The sequence below is a fragment of the Brevibacillus gelatini genome (genome assembly GCF_003710935.1).
Classification (GTDB): Bacteria; Bacillota; Bacilli; order Brevibacillales; family Brevibacillaceae; genus Brevibacillus; species Brevibacillus gelatini.
In genome coordinates this window covers 40,732-59,679 of record NZ_RHHS01000008.1, presented here as the reverse complement: position 1 = coordinate 59,679, position 18,948 = coordinate 40,732, and the positions used below count along the sequence as shown (strand labels likewise).

Sequence of the window (18,948 nt, the reverse complement as noted above, 5' to 3'; positions counted from 1 at the left end):
GGATGAAGCACATCCTGATTATTGAAGACGATACGGTAATCGCCGAGGTGGAAAAAGATTATCTGGAAGCAAACGGCTTTGCGGTAGAAGTCGCGCACTCCGGAGAGGTTGGCTTGCAAAAGGCGCTGGCAGAGGAGTACGACCTCATCATCCTCGACCTGATGCTGCCTGTCGTGGACGGCTTTGACATCTTGCGCGAGGTGCGCGCGGCGAAAAACATTCCGATCCTGCTCGTTTCTGCCAAAAAGGAAGACGTAGACAAAATTCGCGGGCTGGGTCTGGGCGCGGACGACCATATCAGCAAGCCGTTCAGCTTGGGAGAGCTGGTGGCAAGGGTGAAAGCACACCTGGCCCGCTACGACCGCCTCGTGTCCGAATCGGCGCAGCGGGTACCGAAGGACGAGCTGCGCATTCGCGGATTACGGATCGACAAGCTGGCGCGCAAAGTGTACGTCAATGGCGAGGAAGTTCCGCTAACCTCGAAAGAGTATGACCTGCTGCTTTTTTTGGCGACGCATCCGAACTGGGTGTTCAGCAAAAACGAGCTGTTTGAAAAAATATGGGGACTGGATTCCCTTGGCGATATTGCAACCGTGACCGTGCATATCAGCAAGCTGCGCGAAAAAATCGAAAGTGACCCATCCAAGCCGCAGTACATCGAAACGGTATGGGGAGTCGGGTACCGTTTTCAGTTGTAGCGTTGGGGATTTTTCCGCTACTACTGGATCATCGCCAAGGAAGTGCTCACGCTGGTTGCGGTGCTGCTCGGGCCAATCGGCATGTACGTGTGGACGTTGCAGGCGATGACGATTGCCAGGGCAGAAGGGCTTGCGGCGGTGGAAAACCCGGCTTTTCTCGTCAACAGTGGACAACTGTGGACGGGGATTGTCTTGCAGGTGCTCTCGCTTTTCCTGTTGTTTCTTTTGTCTGTTTTCAAGCCGTGGGGGAAGCGAAAGAATTGAGAAACCAAAATGTGAGATGGAACAGTAACTGGCTTTAGGAACGGTTGCTGTTTTTTTATTATATGGAAAACCGTTGCACACGATTGGAATTCGTCAGGGACTACTTTTAGCGGTGTTTGCCAGCCGCTCATGGTATGATGGGAGAGTTAAATCGTATTGGAATGGAGGCTGTCTGATGAAATTCATAGATAACCAAGGAATTACAGATCCTCGCATCAATCTGGCTATTGAGGAATACGCGCTGAAACATTTGCCCGCAAGCGAAGATTATCTGCTGTTTTACATAAACGAGCCTTCAATCATCATCGGCAAAAACCAGAACACAATCGAAGAAATCAATTCCGCCTATGTCGAGGAAAACAATATCCACGTCGTGCGCAGACTGTCTGGCGGCGGTGCGGTCTACCACGATCTCGGCAATCTCAACTTCAGCTTCATCACCAACGATGACGGCGAATCTTTTCACAACTTCCGCAAATTCACCGAGCCGGTCGTTCAGGCGTTGAAAAAGCTTGGCGTCGAGGCGGAGCTGACCGGACGCAACGACATTCAGGTCGGAGAGCGGAAAATATCCGGCAATGCGCAGTATTCGACCAAAGGCCGGATGTTCAGTCACGGCACGCTGCTGTTTGACTCCGAAATCGAAAACGTGGTGTCTGCCTTGAAAGTGAACGCAGACAAAATCCAGTCGAAGGGCATCAAGTCCATTCGCAGCCGGGTCGCCAACATATCGGAATTTTTGCCGCAGCCGATGACGATTGAGCAGTTCCGTCTGGCGATTCTTCATTCCATTTTCGGGGAGGGACAGGTCGAGGAATACAATCTGACCGACGAAGACTGGGTGAAAATTCACGAGCTGTCCAAGGCCCGTTACCAAAGCTGGGACTGGAACTACGGCAAATCGCCAAAGAGCAATTACCGTCAGTCGAAGCGGTTTGACAACATCGGCAGCATTGAGGTACAGCTTGATATTGAGAAGGGAAAAATCAAGGCGGCGAAAATATACGGAGACTTTTTCGGCGTGAAAGACGTAGCCGAACTGGAGGAACGACTTATCGACACGCCTTATGATCGCGCCTCGGTCAGTGCGCGGCTCGCCGAGGTCAACCTGCAGGAGTTTTTCGGCAACCTTGATCGGGAAGCGTTCGTCTCCTTGCTGATCGTTTAAAACAAGCATCGTTCGAAACAGATTCGCGGACCGCCGTTAGTGTGTTGTTTTTTGCACGAACAAGACCAGGTACGGCAAAAAAACAAAGGACATTGAGGTGGCGGCTGCTCTGGGCTTCGTGTACCCGCAGGGCGATGACGAGCGCGTCACGCACTATTTGCAGCGTGTTTCCCAGCTTCCGCCCGATGCCACGGAAATTTTTTTGACGACACAGACAGGGAAGGGGCTGTCCCAATCGTCGCAGTCAACGGGACGGCCTCTTCAGGTGAAGCTTGGCATTATATCAATCGAACAGAAATCACAAGCTAAGGAACAGGGGAGGATGGGCTAGCGATTTGGAGAACAGATGAAGGGATTGGACAACCCGCAATTGGACGATCGAAAGGAGAAACCAAGTGGAAAATCATCAAGAAACGAAACAGAGTGGAGGGACGTTCGGGAGCAGGAGCAATTTTCTCGTCGTCATGGTCATGATCCTGGGCGTGTTTGTGGCCATTCTCAACGAAACGCTCCTGAACGTGGCCTTGTCGAAAATCATGGATGACATCGGCATTTCTCCCAGCAAGGCGCAATGGCTGGCAACGGGCTATTTGCTGGTCATTGGCGTGTTGATTCCGGTTACTGCCTTTCTCATTCAGCGCTTTACGACACGGACGTTGTTTTTGTCAGCGATGGGGCTGTTCACGCTGGGGACGTTCGCAGCGGCGATTGCACCGGGCTTTGGCCTGCTTCTGGTTGGCAGGGTGCTGCAAGCGTCGGGAACGGGACTCTTGTTCCCTTTGCTGACGAATGTGGTGCTGTCCGTCGTGGCGATTGAAAAACGCGGTTCGGCCATGGGAACAATCGGGATCGTGATTACGTTTGCACCGGCGATTGGCCCGACACTGTCCGGCATCATCGTTGAGCATTTCAGCTGGCGCGCGCTCTTTTACGGGGTGTTGCCGATTGCTTTGTTCGTTGTCACCTTTGCCTATTTCCGGCTGAAAAACGTCACGGAAACTTCTCGCCCACGCGTAGATGTACTTTCCCTGCTGTTGTCTACCTGCGGCTTCGGGGGCATCGTGTTTGGTTTCAGCAGCGCAGGAGAAGGTTCTGGCGGCTGGGGAAGCAACGAGGTGCTTTGGCCGATCACGATTGGGGTTGTCGCCCTCATCCTGTTTACCTGGCGGCAGTTGCGGCTGTCCGAGCCGCTGCTTGATCTGCGCACTTTTACGTATACCGTATTTCGGATGTCGACTGTCATCATGATGATCGTCATGATGGCGATGTTTTCCGCGATGATGCTGTTGCCGATCTTCCTCCAGAACGCACTTGGCTACAGCCCGTTTGAGGCAGGACTCGTCATGCTGCCGGGCGGGATCGTCATGGGGATCATGTCGCCGATTACGGGACGCCTGTTCGACAGATTCGGGGCCAGATGGCTGGCTGTTATCGGTCTGGCGCTCGTCGGCAACACGTTGTTGCAATTCGCCTTCATTACCCTGTCTACTTCGTATGCGACCATCATGATCTTCAACACGCTGTTGATGCTGGGCATTTCCATGCTGATGATGCCAGTCATGACCAACGCCTTGAACGAACTGCCGCCGCAGCTTTATCCACACGGCACGGCCATTATCAGCACGTTGCAGCAAGTGTCGGGAGCAGTCGGGACGGCCTTGCTCGTCACCGTCATGACGAACGGCACCAGCCGTTATCTGGAGCAGCTTGGTGGACAGGAGGCGGATGCCAACGCACAGGTGCTCGCCATGATGGCGGGAATGAAAAGCGCGTTCCTGCTGGCCTTCGCTCTGGTTGTGCTTGCCTGGATTATTTCGCTGTTTATCAAGCGGGCGGTTCCGCCGAAAAAAGAAGGATGGGAAGGTCAAGGTGCGTCTGCGCATTGATCGCTTTTGGCAGGTCAGGACAAGTTACGTTGTTCTGACCTGTTTTTTTTAAGAAAAGGGTTGATCGCAGCTGCAGCGAGGGAGACAAGTGGCTACAGCGATCCTTGCTGCCACTAATGATCGCGATAAATGTCTTTTCGTAACCACCTGCACTGATTCAAAATATCTAATAAACCCTGACTAAACTTCTTTCCCCACACTAAAAAACTAATGCCTTCCCACCTAAAGGGAAAAACTAACGGCAAATCGTCGGACTTTTATTTGCGGGCAGGAAAATCGAACGGTACGCGAAATGTTTACAAGGCGTGCATGCGCGCGCAAACGAGAAGAAAGCAGGGAATGATATGTCAGCATCGTACAAAAAAGTGTTTTGGGCAGCGGGCTTTGGCTGGATGTTCGACGCGATGGATGTTGCCCTTTTATCCTTTATTATGGTTGCACTCAGGCAAGAATGGGGCTTGTCTCCCGAAGAAGCCGGTCTTTTGGGGACTGGCAACCTTGTAGGTATGGCCATTGGCGCGATTGCAGGCGGCTACCTGGCAGACCGGATCGGGCGTAAGCCAGTTTTTCTCCTTACGCTTCTGCTGTTTGGTGCGGCCAGCTTCGCGAGTGCTTTTGCCACTGGCTTTTTCACCATGCTGCTCTTCCGCTTTTTGATGGGCCTGGGCCTTGGCGCAGAGCTGCCTGTGGCCTCCACGCTCGTCAACGAGTTCGCGCCCCCGGAAAAACGCGGGAGTACGGTCGTGCTTCTGGAAAGCTTTTGGGCTGTTGGCTGGATCGCGGCGGCGGTGATTTCGTACTTCATCATTCCTGAATACGGATGGCGAGTGGCTGTTATTATCGGGGCCTTGCCGATTGGGTATGCGTGGTACGCACGCCGGGCTATTCCCGAGTCGCCCCAGTTTCATAAGCGCACCGAGCAGGTGCCATTGCAAAAGCTGCTGACCTCGCACAAGCGGGAAACGATTGCCTTGTGGGCGGTCTGGTTCGCCATTGCTTTTTCCTACTACGGCATGTTTTTGTGGATGCCGTCCGTGCTGGTGGACAAAGGTTTCACGATGATTAAAAGCTTCCAGTACGTCCTGGTGATGACGCTGGCGCAGTTGCCCGGCTATTTCGCTGCAGCCTACCTTGTGGAAAACTGGGGCCGCAAAAAGACGCTGGCAAGCTTTTTGTTCATGACTGCTGTGATGGCATTCGCCTTCGGACAGAGCAGCCAAACGACCGAGCTTCTGGTAACAGGCGCACTGCTATCCTTTTTCAATCTCGGCGCTTGGGGTGCGCTGTACGCCTACACGCCGGAAAACTACCCGACGCCTCTGCGGGCGACAGGCTCCGGTTTTGCTTCCGGCATCGGGCGGATTGGCAGCATCATTGCGCCATATCTCGTGGGCTACTATTCGTCCTTGCACTACAGCTACACGTTCATTTTCAGCGTATTTACGCTGGTGCTGTTCGCTGGCACGACGGCCCTGCTCCTGTGCGGAAAAGAAACGAGGACGTCTGACGCCGCAAGCGTCAGCTAAGCGGCGATTGGCCGAGTGGTCAGTCGTGCGGTCAGCCAACAGGCTGTTTATCCGGAATCGGCAGCGGTATTGCCGCCGTACAGCCGCAGGATGCCAGCCGCGCTTGCTACAACTTCTGTCCGCAGCTCATCCGGTTGCAGCACTTCAATGGCGGGACCGTACCCAAGCACCAGCGTGCAAGCGGAATCCAGCGTATGAAATTCCACATCGGCTTCCATCCAGCCGTTTTCCGAAGCGGTTTGGACGGAGGCTATTTTTATGTAGCGCTCCTGTTTCAGCCGGGGCAGTATTTCTTCGCGAATGCGAATGACAGCCGGATAGCGCGGGAGGCTTGCCTTGAACTGCTTCGTCGATTCTTCCCAGTAGCTGGCGAGATCAAAGTCTGCGGGCCGGACGAACGACTCTTCCAGCACCTTCGCCTCCGCAAACCGCGAAATCCGGTACGTGCGCATGTCCTCATCGACCTGCGCTACCAAATACCAGACGCTTCGCTTGGCTACCAACCCGAGCGGCTGCACAATCCGCTCGACAACCGCGTCCTCCCGCTGGTAGCGGACCCAAAGCTTGCGGGTGAGCCAGACGGCGTCCTGGATGGTCTGGAGCAGCGGAAACGACTCGTCTGATTCGTGCCAGCCTGCTCCGTCGATATGCAGCCGCTGCCGCACGTGCCAGGCGTCCTGCTGAACGCTCTGCGGCAAGGCGGACAGCAGCTTGAGGAAAGCGTGCTCGTACTGTTCCCGAAGCCCCAGATCGTTCAAGAGAGCGGAAGGAGAGGACAGCAAGAGCGATTGCAGTTCATCCGTTTTCAACCCGGTCAAATTGCTGCGGTAGCCCTCTGCCAGAGCCCATCCGCCAGCGGAACCCCGTTCGGCGTAGACAGGCACGCCTGATGCGCTCAAGGCCTCCATGTCCCGGTGGATCGTCCGCTCGGACACCTCCAGCTTTTCCGCCAGTTGCCTGGTTGTCATTCGGCCGTGGTTTTGCAGGTGCAGCAAAATCGAGAGCAGTCGGTCTGCCCGCATGAAAATTCCTCCTCACGATCGGTCACTTGTTATGTCTTTCATTTTACTTTACCCAATATGACAGATGGTGTCATATATACAGCGCTACACTGATCCATGAGGTCGACAGAGCGCCTTCATGCAGCTCAACACCAGACGGAGAGCTGTACGCGGTGCGAAACGAAAAAGGAGGAATGTCAGGATGAAAGCCTTGCAAGGAAAAGTCGCAGTGGTTGCGGGAGGAACAAGAGGGGCCGGACGCGGGATTGCCATCGGTTTGGGGGAGGCAGGCGCAACCGTCTATGTAACGGGACGCAGCGTGAGAGGGCAGCAATCTGACCTGGCCCGGCCTGAGACGATTGAAGAGACAGCGGAACTGGTGACGGCGAGCGGCGGAGTCGGCATTGCGGTCCGGGTCGATCATTCGCAGGAAGACGAAGTGAAAGCGCTGTTCGAACGGGTAAAAGCGGAGCAAAACGGCCAGCTCGACATTTTGGTGAACGACATATGGGGCGGCGAGAAGTTGACCGCCTGGGGAAAAACGTTTTGGGAGCATTCCTTGGCAGACGGTTTGCTGATGCAACAGCGCGCAGTCCACACGCACATGATTACGAGCTACTATGCCGCACCGCTCATGGTGGAGCAAAAGAAAGGACTCATCATCGAGATCACGGACGGGATCGACTATCGGTATCGCGAGAATCTGTACTACAGTCTGGCAAAAATTTCCGTGATCCATCTGGCCCAGGCGATGGCAGAGGACCTGCGTCCGCATGGCGTTACCGCTCTGGCACTGACACCCGGATTCCTGCGTTCGGAGGAGATGCTCGACTATTTTGGGGTGACGGAAGAGACGTGGAGAGAGGCTGTCAGGAAAGAGCCTCATTTCATCATGTCGGAAACGCCAACGTACATCGGGCGGGCAGTCGCAGCGCTCGCCGCTGATCCCGCTGTCGCCGAAAAGGCTGGACAGGCGCTGAGCACCTGGGGGCTTTCGGACGAGTATCCGTTTGTCGATCGGGACGGCAGCCGCCCGCATTGGGGAAACTACGCCAAAGAGCAAGGGCTGTATCGGTAAAGGCAAACCAGACTTTCATCAAGCGGACTCACGCCGGAAACGGACGGACAACGCAAAAAGGGGCGATCTCGCAAGTCGATTTTTCGACTTTGAGACGCCCCTTTTGTCTGTCAGAAACGTTAATGGAACAGCCCTTTCCGCCGCCAGTACAGCTAGGCGAGCGGCCGTACATCCTTTTTGCGCATGAGCCAGCTCCGTACATTTCCGTTTAAGATCAGATTCGTGATGACCCCGGCAATCAGTCCCCAGAAGGCGGCGCCAATCCCGCCGATGGAGATGCCGGAAATCGTGACGAGGAAGGTGACGAGGGCACATTCCCGTTCCTTAATATCGCTCATCGCCTGGGCAAGACTGGAACTAAGCGACGCAAACAAAGCCAGACCGGCGATGACGCCAACCAGTTCCTTCGGCAGCCCGAAAAAGACAGAAGTGATTGTCGCGCCGAACATGCCGAACACGAGGTAAAAGGCACCGCAGGCAATTCCCGCGATGTACCGCTTGGAGAGGTCCTGGTGCGCTTCCTTGCCCGTGCAGATGGCAGCGGTAATCGCAGCGAGATTGATCCCGTGCGAGCCAAAAGGAGCGAGCAGGAGCGAAGCGATCCCGGTCGTCGCCACAAGCGGGCTTGCCGGCGTGTCGTAGCCGTCTGCCTTCAGGACGCCGATTCCCGGCGCGTTCTGCGAAGCCATTGTGACGATGCACAGCGGAATCCCCAGGCCGACAATCGCATCAAGCGAGAAGGTCGGCAGCGTGAACACGGGATTGACCAACGCCATCTGGACGGAGTCGAGCTTCAGGCGTCCCATCCCGAAGGCGACGGCCAGCCCGACCAGGAGTGTGAGCACGACCGCGTAGCGCGGGGACCAGCGCTTGGCGAACAGGTAGCAAAAAATCATCGGCAACGCCAGGGCAGGCAGATGCTGCATCGAAACGAACACATCGACGCCAAAGGACAAAAGAATCCCTGCGAGCATGGCCGTTGTGATCGACTGCGGCACGTATTTCATCAGGATGGAAAACAAGCCGGAGACGCCGAGCAGGGTGATGACGGCGGCGGAAAACAGGTACGCCCCGATCGCATCGCTGTACGGATAGACGGTCAGGCTCGATACGAGCAGGACGGCACCGGGCGTCGACCACGCTGTAATGACGGGTGTTTTGTACCAGATACTTAGAATGATTGCGGTCAGACCGCTGCCAATCGAGATCGCCCAGATCCAGGAGGACAGCTCGGCTTCACTGAGACCCGCGCCTTGCGCTGCCTGAAACACGATCAACAGCGGCCCTGCATACGAAACCATGGTAGCGATCAGGCCGACAATGACGGCAGAGAGGGAAAAGTCTGCCGGGATGCTTTTCAGGTTGGAGATCAACCCATATTGCTGTTTTTGGGGTACCACAACGTATTGCCTCCTAACAGGGGATCAGCGCTGGCCGGCGAGGCATTACCCCTTTTCATTGAGAATGTAGCGGATCGTCCGCTTGGTGATATTCAGTTTCTTACTCAACAACTGCCTGTCTCCTTTTGTCTCGCTCAGTCCCTTTTCGATGATCGCCCGCCCGATTTCCCCTTCCAGGAGCTTGATTCGTTTTTGCAAATATTCGAAGTCAATGCCGTCGATGGACGGGATGTTGCGGGTGAGCGATTCCACGAAGCGCGCGCATTCCCGCTCAATTGCCTGTTCGATGCTGCCGGGCTGCGGCTGGTCTTCGGCGGGCTGCTCTCGCCCTTGCAGCTTCGGCTGCGTCGCTTTCTGCCGAAGCTGGGCTGGCAGGTGCTCTGCGCGCAGCCGCTCGCATTCGTGCAAGGCGATGGTCTGGTTGATGACGTTAAGCAGCTGTCTGACGTTGCCCGGCCAGTCGTAGCGCTGCAAAAGCTCCAGGGCGTCCGGCTCGATCTCGCACGCGGTGCCGCTGCGCTTTTGCAAATAGTAGTGGGCGATTGCCGGAATATCGCACGTCCGCTCGCGCAGGGGAGGAATCGCGAGCTTGATTCCTTCCAGCCGATACAGCAAGTCGCTGCGGAAACGGTTCATCTCGACTTCGTGCTCCAGGTTGCGGTTCGTGGCCGAGATGAAGCGGATGTTGCTCTGGCCGACCTGCTCGCCTCCGACCCGCATGAATTCTCCCGTTTCCAGCGTGCGCAGCAGTTTGACCTGAATCGAGAGGGGGGCTTCGCCGATCTCATCGAGAAACAGCGTGCCGTTGTGCGCAAGCTCAAACAAGCCTTTTCGCGATTTGATCGCCCCGGTAAAAGCGCCTTTTTCAAAACCGAACAGCTCGCTTTCCAGAAGCGATTCCGGGACGGCGCCGCAGTTGAAGGCGACAAACGGCTGTTGGGCGCGGTTGCTCGCTCCGTGGAGAAAGCGGGCCATCAGCTCCTTGCCTGTGCCTGTTTCTCCTTCGATCAGGACGTGGATTGCTTTTTTTGCCAATTTTTTGGCAATGGCTGTTACTTGAGCCATCGGGCTTTCTGATGAATACACGATACCATATTGTGCGGCTTCTTGGGATAGGTCATCTTTTTGTTTTGCCGAAGCAGACAGGACAGAGTCGATCACTTGTTCCAGACTGTCCAGATCGTCAAACGGCTTTTCCAGATAATCCTTGGCACCCCACTGCATCGCTGTGACTGCCGATTTGATCGTGCTGTAGCCCGTCATAATCAGCACCTCGCACGCAGGATGGGTAGCCTTGATCTCGCGCAAAAGCTCCAGGCCGTCTGCGTCTGGCAGCTTCAAATCGACGAGGGCGGCTTGAAAGGACAAGGAGGTGTCATGCAAAAGCCGCTTGACCTCTTTGCCTGTATTCGCCACGACGACCTCGCAGTTTTTGCGCTGGAGAAAATAGGTGAAAAAGGTGGTCACTTCTGTCTCATCATCGACAATCAAAATCCGTTTCGGTTCCATGGTTGTCCTCCTCTCTCTCAAGCAACGGCAGCAGCAGCGTGAACTTGCTGTAGTCATTCTCCTCGCTTTCCGCAAACAGCCTGCCGCCGTGCGCTTCCGCGATGCCGAGACTGACGGATAGGCCCAATCCGGTTCCTTTTGACCGTTCTTTTGTAGAGAAAAACGGCTGGAAAATTTGCGGCAACAAATCCTTGGGGATGCCTGTCCCGTTGTCGTAAACGGACAACCCTGCGTAGCGGACGCCATCTTCTTCCGTGAGAAACGAACGGATGACGATCCGCGGGTCCGTGCTGTCTGCAAGCGCATCTCTGGCGTTCAGCAGCAGGTTGATGACGATTTGCTCGATTTGATGGCGGCTTCCGTAGAATTGCAGGCTTGGCACGTTCATTTCCCGGGTTATGGTCAGGCCGGAGACGGTCAGCTGGTAGCCGATCAGCCCGAGCACATCTTCCACGACCTCGTCGATGGTAACGGCCTCAAACAAATATTCCTCCTGTCGGGAAAACGTCAGTAAGTTCTGAATAATCTTTTTGCAGCGCACCCCGCATTGGTAAATGTCCCGCATGAGTGGGGCCGTGGGGCTATCCGCCATATCGCGCATGAGCAACTGGGAATTGCCGAGAATCGCAGTCAGCGGGCTGTTCAGCTCGTGGGCGATTCCGGCCGCCATTTCGCCGATCGCCGCCATTTTCGCAGACTGGATCAGTTGGGCTTCGATCTTGATTTTTTCGTTCACATCCTGGAACAGCAGGCTGTTTTCCACGACGACGCCAACGTGTCTGGCGACGAGCTGGATCAGCTCTGCTTCCTCCTTGTCTGCCTGGCGCTGCTCCTTTTGCAGCAGGGTCAAAAAGCCGAACGTCTGGTTCAACTGGCTGCGCAGCGGCACAGACGTGGCAAAATGCTGCGGCAGCACCTCCGCGAGCTTCTGGTGAATCTGCTCGATAAACAGCGCCGGATCGCTAGCTGCAGGCTGAGGCAAGGTGCGGCATTGCCAGTCGGAGTCGGTCCAGATGCACAAGTAGGAAGCGGGCATGCCGCCTTTGACAATCGTGAGTGCAAAGTGCTCGAAGGCGAGAATTTGCGACAGTTGCGCGGCGAGATAGCTGCTCGTTTGCGGCCAGGTGGCGTTGATCTGGATTTGCGTCAGCTCGTTGATGACGGCGAGCTGGCGGTTTTTCTTTTTCATTTCTTCCACGAGATAGACCAGTTCGCTGTAGTAGCTTTTGCGCGAGGACGATATTCCGGTGAGCTTTTCCAATATCTCCTGTTTGGTCTGCATGTCGGCCTCCTATAATGCCTGGCGAAAAAGGGCAGCGACGTCCTGGACGCTCATGTCACGCGGGTTGGTGGTCATGCAGACGTCCAGCAGGGCGAGCGAGCTGAGCAGCTCAATTTGCTCCGGGTGCAGCCCGATGGCAGAAAGCGATTGGGGGACATCGAGGTCGTTTGCCAGGTCCTTCACCGCTTTCAGCGCGAGGCGGGAAGCATCATGGGTGCTCAGCCCCGAGGTGTTCTCGCCCAGGCATTCGGCGATTTGCCTGTATTTTTCCGGAGCGGCAATGTAGTTGTATTCGAGTACGTGAGGCAGCAGGATCGCATTCACTTCTCCGTGCGGCGCGTCGAGAAAGCCGCCCAGTTGATGGGACATGGCGTGTACGGCTCCAAGGATGGCGTTGGAAAAGGCGATGCCCGCCTGCAAGCTCGCCATGGCCATGGCCTGTTTGGCTGCGGCGTTGTACTGGCTGGCGACAGATGGCCGCAGATGCTCAGCGATCAGCCGCATCGCCTGTAACGAGTGTACCTCGGTAAGCGGTGTCGCGGCGAGGGAAATATACGATTCGATGGCATGCGTCAGAACGTCCATGCCTGTATTGGCGGTGAGCTGTCTGTCTTTTGTCATCAAAGTTTGCGGGTCGATGATGGCAATATCGGGAATGAGCGATTTGGAGACGATTGTCATTTTTACTTTTCGCTCGCTGTCGACAATAATGGAAAACTGCGATACCTCCGAGCCGGAGCCAGCAGTGGTCGGCACCATGACCATGGGCGGAAGCGGATGCATGATCCGATCCACGCCTTCGTACTGCACAATGCTGCCTTCGTTGGTGGCCAACAGGGCGATGGCTTTGGCCGCATCAATGGCGCTGCCGCCGCCAACGCCGAGAATTGCGTTGCATTCGCCCGCGCGGTAAGCGGCGATTCCGGCGTGAATCTCGTAATCTTTCGGATTGGCGGTTACATTTGTCCAGAGATGATAATCGAGGTGTTGCTGCCGCAAGTAGTGAATGATCCGTTCGACCCAGCCCGCCTGCACAACGCCGGGATCACTGACGAGAAAAACACGGGAGGCCCCCAATCGGCGAAGGCTTTCCCCGACCTGGCCGATGGACTGGTTTCCGAAGATGATCTCCGGTGTCATGAACTTGGATATTTGCATGCGTTTACCCCCTTTTTCCGCTATGTAATAATACCGCAAAAAGGGAGGAATCCCCTTTTTTGGCCAAAAGCTTGGCAGATGGGCCGATTTTTTGGCTGGATGGGCCGAAAAATCGGCCGGTTTGCGTGTGGACTTTTGTGGATGATCGTGAAAAAGCGCGGAATATAAAGCGCTTACATTTTGGCATGCTGCTTGCAATTCATTTAGAGGCAGAAGCGGCTCACCGCTCAACAGGCATACATATGCCCAGAGGGAAAAAAGGGGGAAGATCAAAATGAAAGCAGCAGTGGTCAACGAGTTCCATCAAAAGCTGGAAGTGAAGGAAGTACCAGTTCCAGAGGTCGGCTACGGCGAGGTTTTGGTGAAAATCAAGACGTGCGGCGTCTGCCATACTGACTTGCATGCCGCACACGGGGACTGGCCAGTCAAGCCAAAGCTGCCGCTGATTCCGGGACACGAAGGCGTAGGCGTGGTTGAAAAGCTCGGCGAAGGCGTCACGTCGCTCAAGCTGGGTGATCGCGTAGGCATTCCGTGGCTGTTCTCGGCGTGCGGCGAATGCGAATACTGCCTGACAGGCTGGGAAACGCTGTGCCAAAAGCAGCTCAATGGCGGCTACTCCGCAGATGGGGCTTACGCAGAATATTGCGTGGCGCCGGCAGCGTATGTTGCCCGTATCCCGGATGAGCTTGGCGATGTGGAAGCAGCGCCGATTTTGTGTGCGGGCGTCACTACTTACAAGGCATTGAAAGTCGCAAACGTGAAGCCGGGCGAATGGGTAGCGATTTACGGCATCGGCGGCCTGGGCCACATCGCGCTGCAATATGCGAAGGCGATGGGCTACAACGTTGTCGCGGTGGATATTCATAAGGAAAAACTGGACTTGGCAAAAGAACTGGGAGCAGACCTGACGGTTAACGGCAGCGAGACGGATCCGGTGCAGGCGATTCAGGAGCAAGTCGGCGGCGTGCATGGCGCAATCAGTGTAGCGGTGACGAAAAAGGCGTTTGAGCAAGCGTACAAGTCTGTTCGCCGCGGCGGTTCGCTCGTCGTAGTCGGCTTGCCGAATGCAGAGCTGCCAATCCCGATTTTCGATACCGTGCTCAATGGCGTAACCGTCAAAGGCTCGATTGTCGGAACGCGCAAAGACATGCAGGAAGCACTCGATTTCGCGGCGCGCGGCAAAGTCCGCGCCATCATTGAAACCCAGCCGCTGGACAACATCAATGAGGTGATGGAGCGCCTGGAAAAAGGCCAAGTCAATGGCCGCGTCGTTTTGACGATGGAATAATCGTATAAGGGAGAAGAGGGAGCTGCCGCTCGCCAGTCGGTTTTATTGACTGGCGGGTGGCAGTTTTTTTACTGGCGTACGCTTGTAATGCGGCATTGTTTTCCAGTCATCATCCATACGAGTGACCAAATCAATTGGTAAACCGACGCCATTGTTGATTTGGAAGAAACTGGTAACGAAATTTTTACCTGCACCCAATAGGCGAATGTGCCATAGGCTGATGATAGCTTTCCAGAAGCTGAGGTGGTGCTTGTGAAACGCCCGCACAACCGGGCTGATTGGATTGGCGCGCTTATTTGCATGGTGATTGGCGTCATGATTTCGCTGGAGGCGTATCGGTTACAAGCTTATGCGCAGTACATGTTTGCAGGAGACCACACGCTGCCGGCGATACTGGGGTTTTTCTTTGTCATGCTCGGAGGTGTGCTTTTGGTACAGTCTTATCCCGGCAAGGCGCAAGCTGCGCCGCCGCGTCAGACATTTGCGCCGGGATACGAAGGAACGCGCGTCTTGTATGCATGGTTGAGTCTTTTACTCTATGCGTGGCTGATTGGCGTGCTGGGCTACTTGCTTGCTACGGCGCTTGCTTCCGTTGTCTTTTTTATGTTGATCGGCTCTTATCGGTGGTACGTCGCCGTTTTTTATTCGCTTTTGTTGACGGGCGCGATGTACACGGTGTTTGTTTTGTGGCTGCAATTGCCTTTTCCTGGCGGAGATTTGTGGTAGGAGGTGCTGACCATCGAAACGCTGCAGCTTTTGCTGGCCGGATTTGCGACTGCTTTTAGCCTGGAAAATTTGCTCATGGCATTCCTCGGAGCTTTGATCGGCACCTTTGTAGGGGTGCTGCCAGGGCTGGGGCCTACTTCGGCGATTGCGATCCTTTTGCCAGTGACGACCGTGCTGGAGCCAACGCAGGGGATGATTATGCTGGCTGGCATTTACTACGGGGCGATGTATGGCGGCTCTACCACGGCGATTTTGCTCAACATACCGGGCGAGCTGTCGTCCGTACCTACCTGTCTGGATGGTTATCCGCTGGCCCGACTGGGAAAGGGCGGGCCTGCGCTCGGCATCTCGGCCATCGCGTCGTTTGTCGCTGGAGTAGTTGGCGTGATCGGATTGGTGTTTTTTGCGCCGCTGCTCGCCGATCAGGCATTGAAGTTCGGGCCGCCTGAATATTTCGCGCTGATGCTGCTCGCGCTCACCTTGATGGTCAGCCTGTCGGGCGGTTCGCTGTTGAAATCGTTTTTGATGGGCGCGTTCGGCTATGCGCTCTCGTTGGTCGGCCTGGGGCCATCGTCCGGCATGCCGCGCTTTGACTACGGTTTCTCGTCGCTCGTGGGCGGCTTGGACATGATTAGCATTATCATCGGGCTGTTCGCGATTACCGAGGTGCTCAAGGGCATCGCGGAAAAACGCAGGGCGACCGTGGTTGGCAAACCCGGCAGCGTCTATCCGCAAAAGGCAGACATGAAAAAAAGCGCCGCGCCGATGCTTAGAGGCGGGCTTGTCGGATTTTTTCTCGGGCTGCTTCCTGGCTGCTCGGCGGCGATTACCGCTTTTTTGGCGTACGATCTGGAGAAAAAAGTTTCCCGTCAGCCGGAGAAATTCGGACACGGAGCGATAGAAGGGGTGGCAGCGCCGGAAGCGGCCAACAACGCGACCAGCAGCGCGGGCTTCATCCCGCTGTTTTCGCTCGGCATCCCGTCTTCTCCGCCGCTCGCTGTTCTGCTCGCGGGCCTGATGATCTACGGGCTGACGCCTGGCCCGGTGTTGTTTGCGCAGCATGCGGACTTCGTCTGGACGGTAATCGCCTCCATGTTCATCGGCAACATGATGCTTTTGGTGCTGAATTTGCCGATGGTCTGGCTCTGGGTGAAACTGACCAGGGTGTCGTTTGGCATCATGGCTCCTGTTATTTTGCTGCTGTGTACGATTGGGGCGTACAGCGTGCGCAACAGCATGTTTGACGTCTGGATTGCCTTTTTGTTCGGCGGGCTTGGCTACTTGTTTGTGAAGTATAAATGGCCTGTCGTGCCGCTGATTTTGTGCTTTATTCTCGGGCCGTTGCTGGAGGAATCGTTCATCCAGACGATGGCGATGGGAAGCGGCTCGCTCGGTTTCGTGCTGTCCCGCCCTTTGTCGCTGGCGATTTTGCTTGCAGCTGTGGTGCTGTTGATCGTATCCCTTTTGTTGAACAGGCGAACCCGCCAGCGCTTGCATGAGGAGCAGAAAAAAGGCGTGGACGTAGCCTAGTGGAAAGACGGGAGGAAAAGTAGTGAAAAGATACAAACAATGGGTGTCGGTCACAATGTCTTTTTTGCTGGCGGCAACCGTGAGCGCCTGCGCGACCGGGGAGTCCGGCCAGGGCGAAACGGCAGCGGCCTATCCGACCCGGCAAATCGAGTACATCGTGCCGTATTCGGCCGGAGGCGGCGTCGACCTCGTCGCCAGAGCCACCGCTGACTATTTGAGCAAAGAATGGGGCCAGCCGATTGTCGTTGTCAACAAGCCGGGCGGCGGCGGTGCCGTGGGAGCGGAATTTGCCTTGAAGCAGGCGAAAAACGACGGCTACACGGCACTGGCGGTCAACGTGTCGAACACGACGATGCTGGCTGCCGGGATGAAAAATTCCCCGATTCAAAATGAAGACCAGATTTTTACAGCGCGCATCGGCAAAGGGACGCTCGCCTTCGCCGTCAAAGCCGACGCGCCGTGGCAAGACTTCGCCGCCTTTTCCCAGTGGGTCAAGGAAAACCCGGAACAGCTGACGTGGACATCGGTGGGGCCTGCGGGCTTTTCCGCATTTGGCGTGGCCCAGTGGCTGGATGCGATTGGTGCGGATTTTTCCAGGACGAGGATGATCGTGACCAAAGGCGCTTCCGATTCCGTCCCCAAAGTAGCGGGCGGCCACGCGGTATTGGCGGTGCATACAGTCGGCGAAATCATGCCGATGCTTGCGGCGGGCAAGGTGAAAATTCTCGCAGTTGCCGGAGCGGAGCGAAGCCCGTTTTTGCCTGATGTCCCTACTGCACAGGAGCAGGGCATCGACGGGCTGACGGTGTTCTGGTGGACCGGAGTGTCGTTTGCCAAAGGGACGCCTGATTCGGTCATCCAAAAGTGGGAGGAAGGCATCGCCAAAATGACGAGCGACCCGGCCTTTTTGCAAAAGCTCAGCGACATACAGGTCGAGCCTGCCTATGCCAATCGCCAGCAGTTTACGCAGGACACGGAGAAGGAGACGAGTGTGTACACTGAGCTGGCGATGAAAAAAGGCATTCGCAAGTAGACAGGGATGAGGGCCGGAAAAAGCAGTTCGCATGAGCAGTCGAACATGTAAAACCCCGGAAAAGGGCACGCCGCTCTTTTTCCGGGGTTTTTGGTGTAGCGGCTTAATTGCTTGGCTGTTGGCAGACGTCGCTGATCGCGTGGAAGAGAGACAAGTGGCAGACATAACGCTGCTTGGGAATAGGCAGTAGATGGCGAACGTTCAGAGGCAATCCGCAATCAAGCTCGCGATATCTCCATACGCTTATGATAATGAAGTAATGCTCATCTTTCGTTCCTCTGCAATTGTTTTATATGATTTTTTTCCTTAAAACAAGTTCGCATTAGTTCTCCAATTATTCAATACTTTAGTAAATTTCGATACACGAGTTTCGTCATATGTGACTCTTTTAACATTATCCGAATTGTTTTGCAGAATTTTATACAGTAAATTGTCATCAAGGATAACTGCAATATCGGGTTACGGGAGAATAAGATTACAGTGAAAGGATTGACATTTGTTGAAACTACTATCATCTATTCCAGAGTACGAACATACTGTTTTATATTTCTTAAAGTTTTCTGATTCTAAGGAGAATCTTGAGAAGCTTCAAAAAGGGATGCTGTACATGAATAATCTTAAATATTATATAGACTTAGAAAAAGCTACTAGGTATAAAGGGAGGGGGGATATTTTAGAGGCTACTGCGGTTATGAACGATTTAACGGATGTTAAACTTATTAGCCAGAAAACAGGAGAGATCATTCCAATTGGAAATGTGTTGAGAATGACGTTACGTAGAGATGATTGTATATATCAACCCGTATTTTGTACTGCGGCGATAAGTTCAGGTATTTTAGAAATAATTAAAGAAAATGACAAGCAAATTGAAGTAAAAGCGTTGTTTACTGATGAGCAGAAGGAGCGGTTCCCGAAAGATTTCGGTAAATATGTACTAGTTATTAGAGCAGTTGATTTCGTTAAGCGGATTCAAGAACGTTTTCGAGAGAAGAAGATTTCGTATATCGCTTCATTTATCAAGTATGTTGATTTTTCAAAAAATCATATTGAACAATTAAATGCGTTTAAAGACGGGGCTCTGGATATTTTCTTTTGGAAAGACATTTCTTTAGCCTATCAAATTGAGCATCGCATGGTAATTTTAAATCCAGACCTGAAAACACCGTTTATTTTTGATTTAGGGGATCTTTCAGGATTTTGCAAACTAATCTCTGCTGAAGAGTTCTTCAATGAGGAAATGTTAATTACAATAAATAAGGACTAAATTAATTTGTACTTTTAGGAGAAGAACCTGCGGTAGCATAGCTTAGCCGGATTGTCAAGAAATCTGATGCAAGCGGACACAGGTGCCGTAACTGTCCGCTACGAGTATGTTCACGGATCACGACATGGACAGCAGTT

The 18,948-nt window shown here is 54.5% G+C and carries 18 protein-coding genes; 13 read left to right on the top strand and 5 right to left on the bottom strand.

Annotated features, from left to right (window positions below):
- The first annotated feature begins 2 nt into the window (after nucleotides 1-2).
- The 6 genes from EDM57_RS01930 to EDM57_RS01905 all read left to right on the top strand — a co-directional run bounded on the left by EDM57_RS01930 (nucleotide 3) and on the right by EDM57_RS01905 (nucleotide 5,542).
- Nucleotides 3-698, top strand: a complete 696-nt coding sequence (locus EDM57_RS01930) for a response regulator transcription factor (protein WP_122903095.1) — start codon at nucleotides 3-5, stop codon at nucleotides 696-698.
- A gap of 42 nt (nucleotides 699-740) precedes the next feature.
- On the top strand, nucleotides 741-962 hold the full coding sequence (locus tag EDM57_RS01925) for a hypothetical protein (RefSeq protein ID WP_246005715.1): 222 nt from the start codon (nucleotides 741-743) through the stop codon (nucleotides 960-962).
- A gap of 175 nt (nucleotides 963-1,137) precedes the next feature.
- On the top strand, nucleotides 1,138-2,130 hold the full coding sequence (lplA, locus tag EDM57_RS01920) for a lipoate--protein ligase (RefSeq protein WP_122903094.1): 993 nt from the start codon (nucleotides 1,138-1,140) through the stop codon (nucleotides 2,128-2,130).
- Between the two features lie 97 nt (nucleotides 2,131-2,227).
- Nucleotides 2,228-2,461: a hypothetical protein gene (locus tag EDM57_RS01915; RefSeq protein ID WP_122903093.1), complete on the top strand. Its 234-nt coding sequence runs from the start codon at nucleotides 2,228-2,230 to the stop codon at nucleotides 2,459-2,461.
- A gap of 64 nt (nucleotides 2,462-2,525) precedes the next feature.
- Entirely contained in the window at nucleotides 2,526-4,016 is a 1,491-nt protein-coding gene (locus tag EDM57_RS01910) for an MDR family MFS transporter (RefSeq protein ID WP_246005714.1), read from the top strand.
- 344 nt (nucleotides 4,017-4,360) lie between these two features.
- Nucleotides 4,361-5,542: an MFS transporter gene (locus EDM57_RS01905; protein WP_122903092.1), complete on the top strand. Its 1,182-nt coding sequence runs from the start codon at nucleotides 4,361-4,363 to the stop codon at nucleotides 5,540-5,542.
- A gap of 47 nt (nucleotides 5,543-5,589) precedes the next feature.
- Here EDM57_RS01905 and EDM57_RS01900 read toward each other — a convergent pair whose 3' ends face one another.
- Complete coding sequence (locus tag EDM57_RS01900) at nucleotides 5,590-6,564, bottom strand: helix-turn-helix transcriptional regulator (RefSeq protein ID WP_122903091.1); 975 nt, start codon at nucleotides 6,562-6,564, stop codon at nucleotides 5,590-5,592.
- Between the two features lie 181 nt (nucleotides 6,565-6,745).
- Here EDM57_RS01900 and EDM57_RS01895 point away from each other — a divergent pair, with 181 nt between their 5' ends.
- On the top strand, nucleotides 6,746-7,621 hold the full coding sequence (locus tag EDM57_RS01895) for an SDR family oxidoreductase (RefSeq protein ID WP_122903090.1): 876 nt from the start codon (nucleotides 6,746-6,748) through the stop codon (nucleotides 7,619-7,621).
- A 152-nt stretch (nucleotides 7,622-7,773) separates the two neighbouring features.
- Here EDM57_RS01895 and EDM57_RS01890 read toward each other — a convergent pair whose 3' ends face one another.
- From EDM57_RS01890 to EDM57_RS01875, 4 genes are read right to left on the bottom strand one after another with little or no spacing between them, the layout of a single operon-like run.
- Nucleotides 7,774-9,021: a benzoate/H(+) symporter BenE family transporter gene (locus tag EDM57_RS01890; RefSeq protein ID WP_122903089.1), complete on the bottom strand. Its 1,248-nt coding sequence runs from the start codon at nucleotides 9,019-9,021 to the stop codon at nucleotides 7,774-7,776.
- A gap of 45 nt (nucleotides 9,022-9,066) precedes the next feature.
- Nucleotides 9,067-10,530, bottom strand: coding sequence for a sigma-54-dependent transcriptional regulator (locus EDM57_RS01885; RefSeq protein WP_122903088.1), 1,464 nt, complete (start codon nucleotides 10,528-10,530; stop codon nucleotides 9,067-9,069).
- Nucleotides 10,499-11,812, bottom strand: coding sequence for a sensor histidine kinase (locus EDM57_RS01880; protein WP_122903087.1), 1,314 nt, complete (start codon nucleotides 11,810-11,812; stop codon nucleotides 10,499-10,501). The genes EDM57_RS01885 and EDM57_RS01880 overlap by 32 nt, the downstream gene beginning before the upstream one ends.
- A gap of 9 nt (nucleotides 11,813-11,821) precedes the next feature.
- The gene (locus EDM57_RS01875; RefSeq protein ID WP_122903086.1) at nucleotides 11,822-12,970 is read right to left on the bottom strand and encodes an iron-containing alcohol dehydrogenase; all 1,149 of its coding nucleotides are present in this window, start codon (nucleotides 12,968-12,970) and stop codon (nucleotides 11,822-11,824) included.
- Between the two features lie 59 nt (nucleotides 12,971-13,029).
- Here EDM57_RS01875 and EDM57_RS01870 point away from each other — a divergent pair, with 59 nt between their 5' ends.
- From EDM57_RS01870 to EDM57_RS01845, 6 genes are all read left to right on the top strand, one after another.
- Nucleotides 13,030-13,248, top strand: a complete 219-nt coding sequence (locus EDM57_RS01870) for a hypothetical protein (protein WP_122903085.1) — start codon at nucleotides 13,030-13,032, stop codon at nucleotides 13,246-13,248.
- Nucleotides 13,245-14,258, top strand: a complete 1,014-nt coding sequence (gene adhP / locus EDM57_RS01865) for an alcohol dehydrogenase AdhP (RefSeq protein WP_122903084.1) — start codon at nucleotides 13,245-13,247, stop codon at nucleotides 14,256-14,258. Before EDM57_RS01870 ends, adhP begins: the two co-directional genes overlap by 4 nt.
- Before the next feature lie 252 nt (nucleotides 14,259-14,510).
- Nucleotides 14,511-14,984, top strand: a complete 474-nt coding sequence (locus tag EDM57_RS01860) for a tripartite tricarboxylate transporter TctB family protein (protein WP_122903083.1) — start codon at nucleotides 14,511-14,513, stop codon at nucleotides 14,982-14,984.
- Nucleotides 14,985-14,987: 3 nt separating this feature from the next.
- Nucleotides 14,988-16,514: a tripartite tricarboxylate transporter permease gene (locus EDM57_RS01855; protein ID WP_122903082.1), complete on the top strand. Its 1,527-nt coding sequence runs from the start codon at nucleotides 14,988-14,990 to the stop codon at nucleotides 16,512-16,514.
- A 22-nt stretch (nucleotides 16,515-16,536) separates the two neighbouring features.
- Complete coding sequence (locus EDM57_RS01850) at nucleotides 16,537-17,547, top strand: tripartite tricarboxylate transporter substrate binding protein (protein WP_425455759.1); 1,011 nt, start codon at nucleotides 16,537-16,539, stop codon at nucleotides 17,545-17,547.
- 607 nt (nucleotides 17,548-18,154) lie between these two features.
- Nucleotides 18,155-18,811: a hypothetical protein gene (locus EDM57_RS01845; protein ID WP_148039088.1), complete on the top strand. Its 657-nt coding sequence runs from the start codon at nucleotides 18,155-18,157 to the stop codon at nucleotides 18,809-18,811.
- The last annotated feature ends 137 nt before the right edge of the window (nucleotides 18,812-18,948 follow it).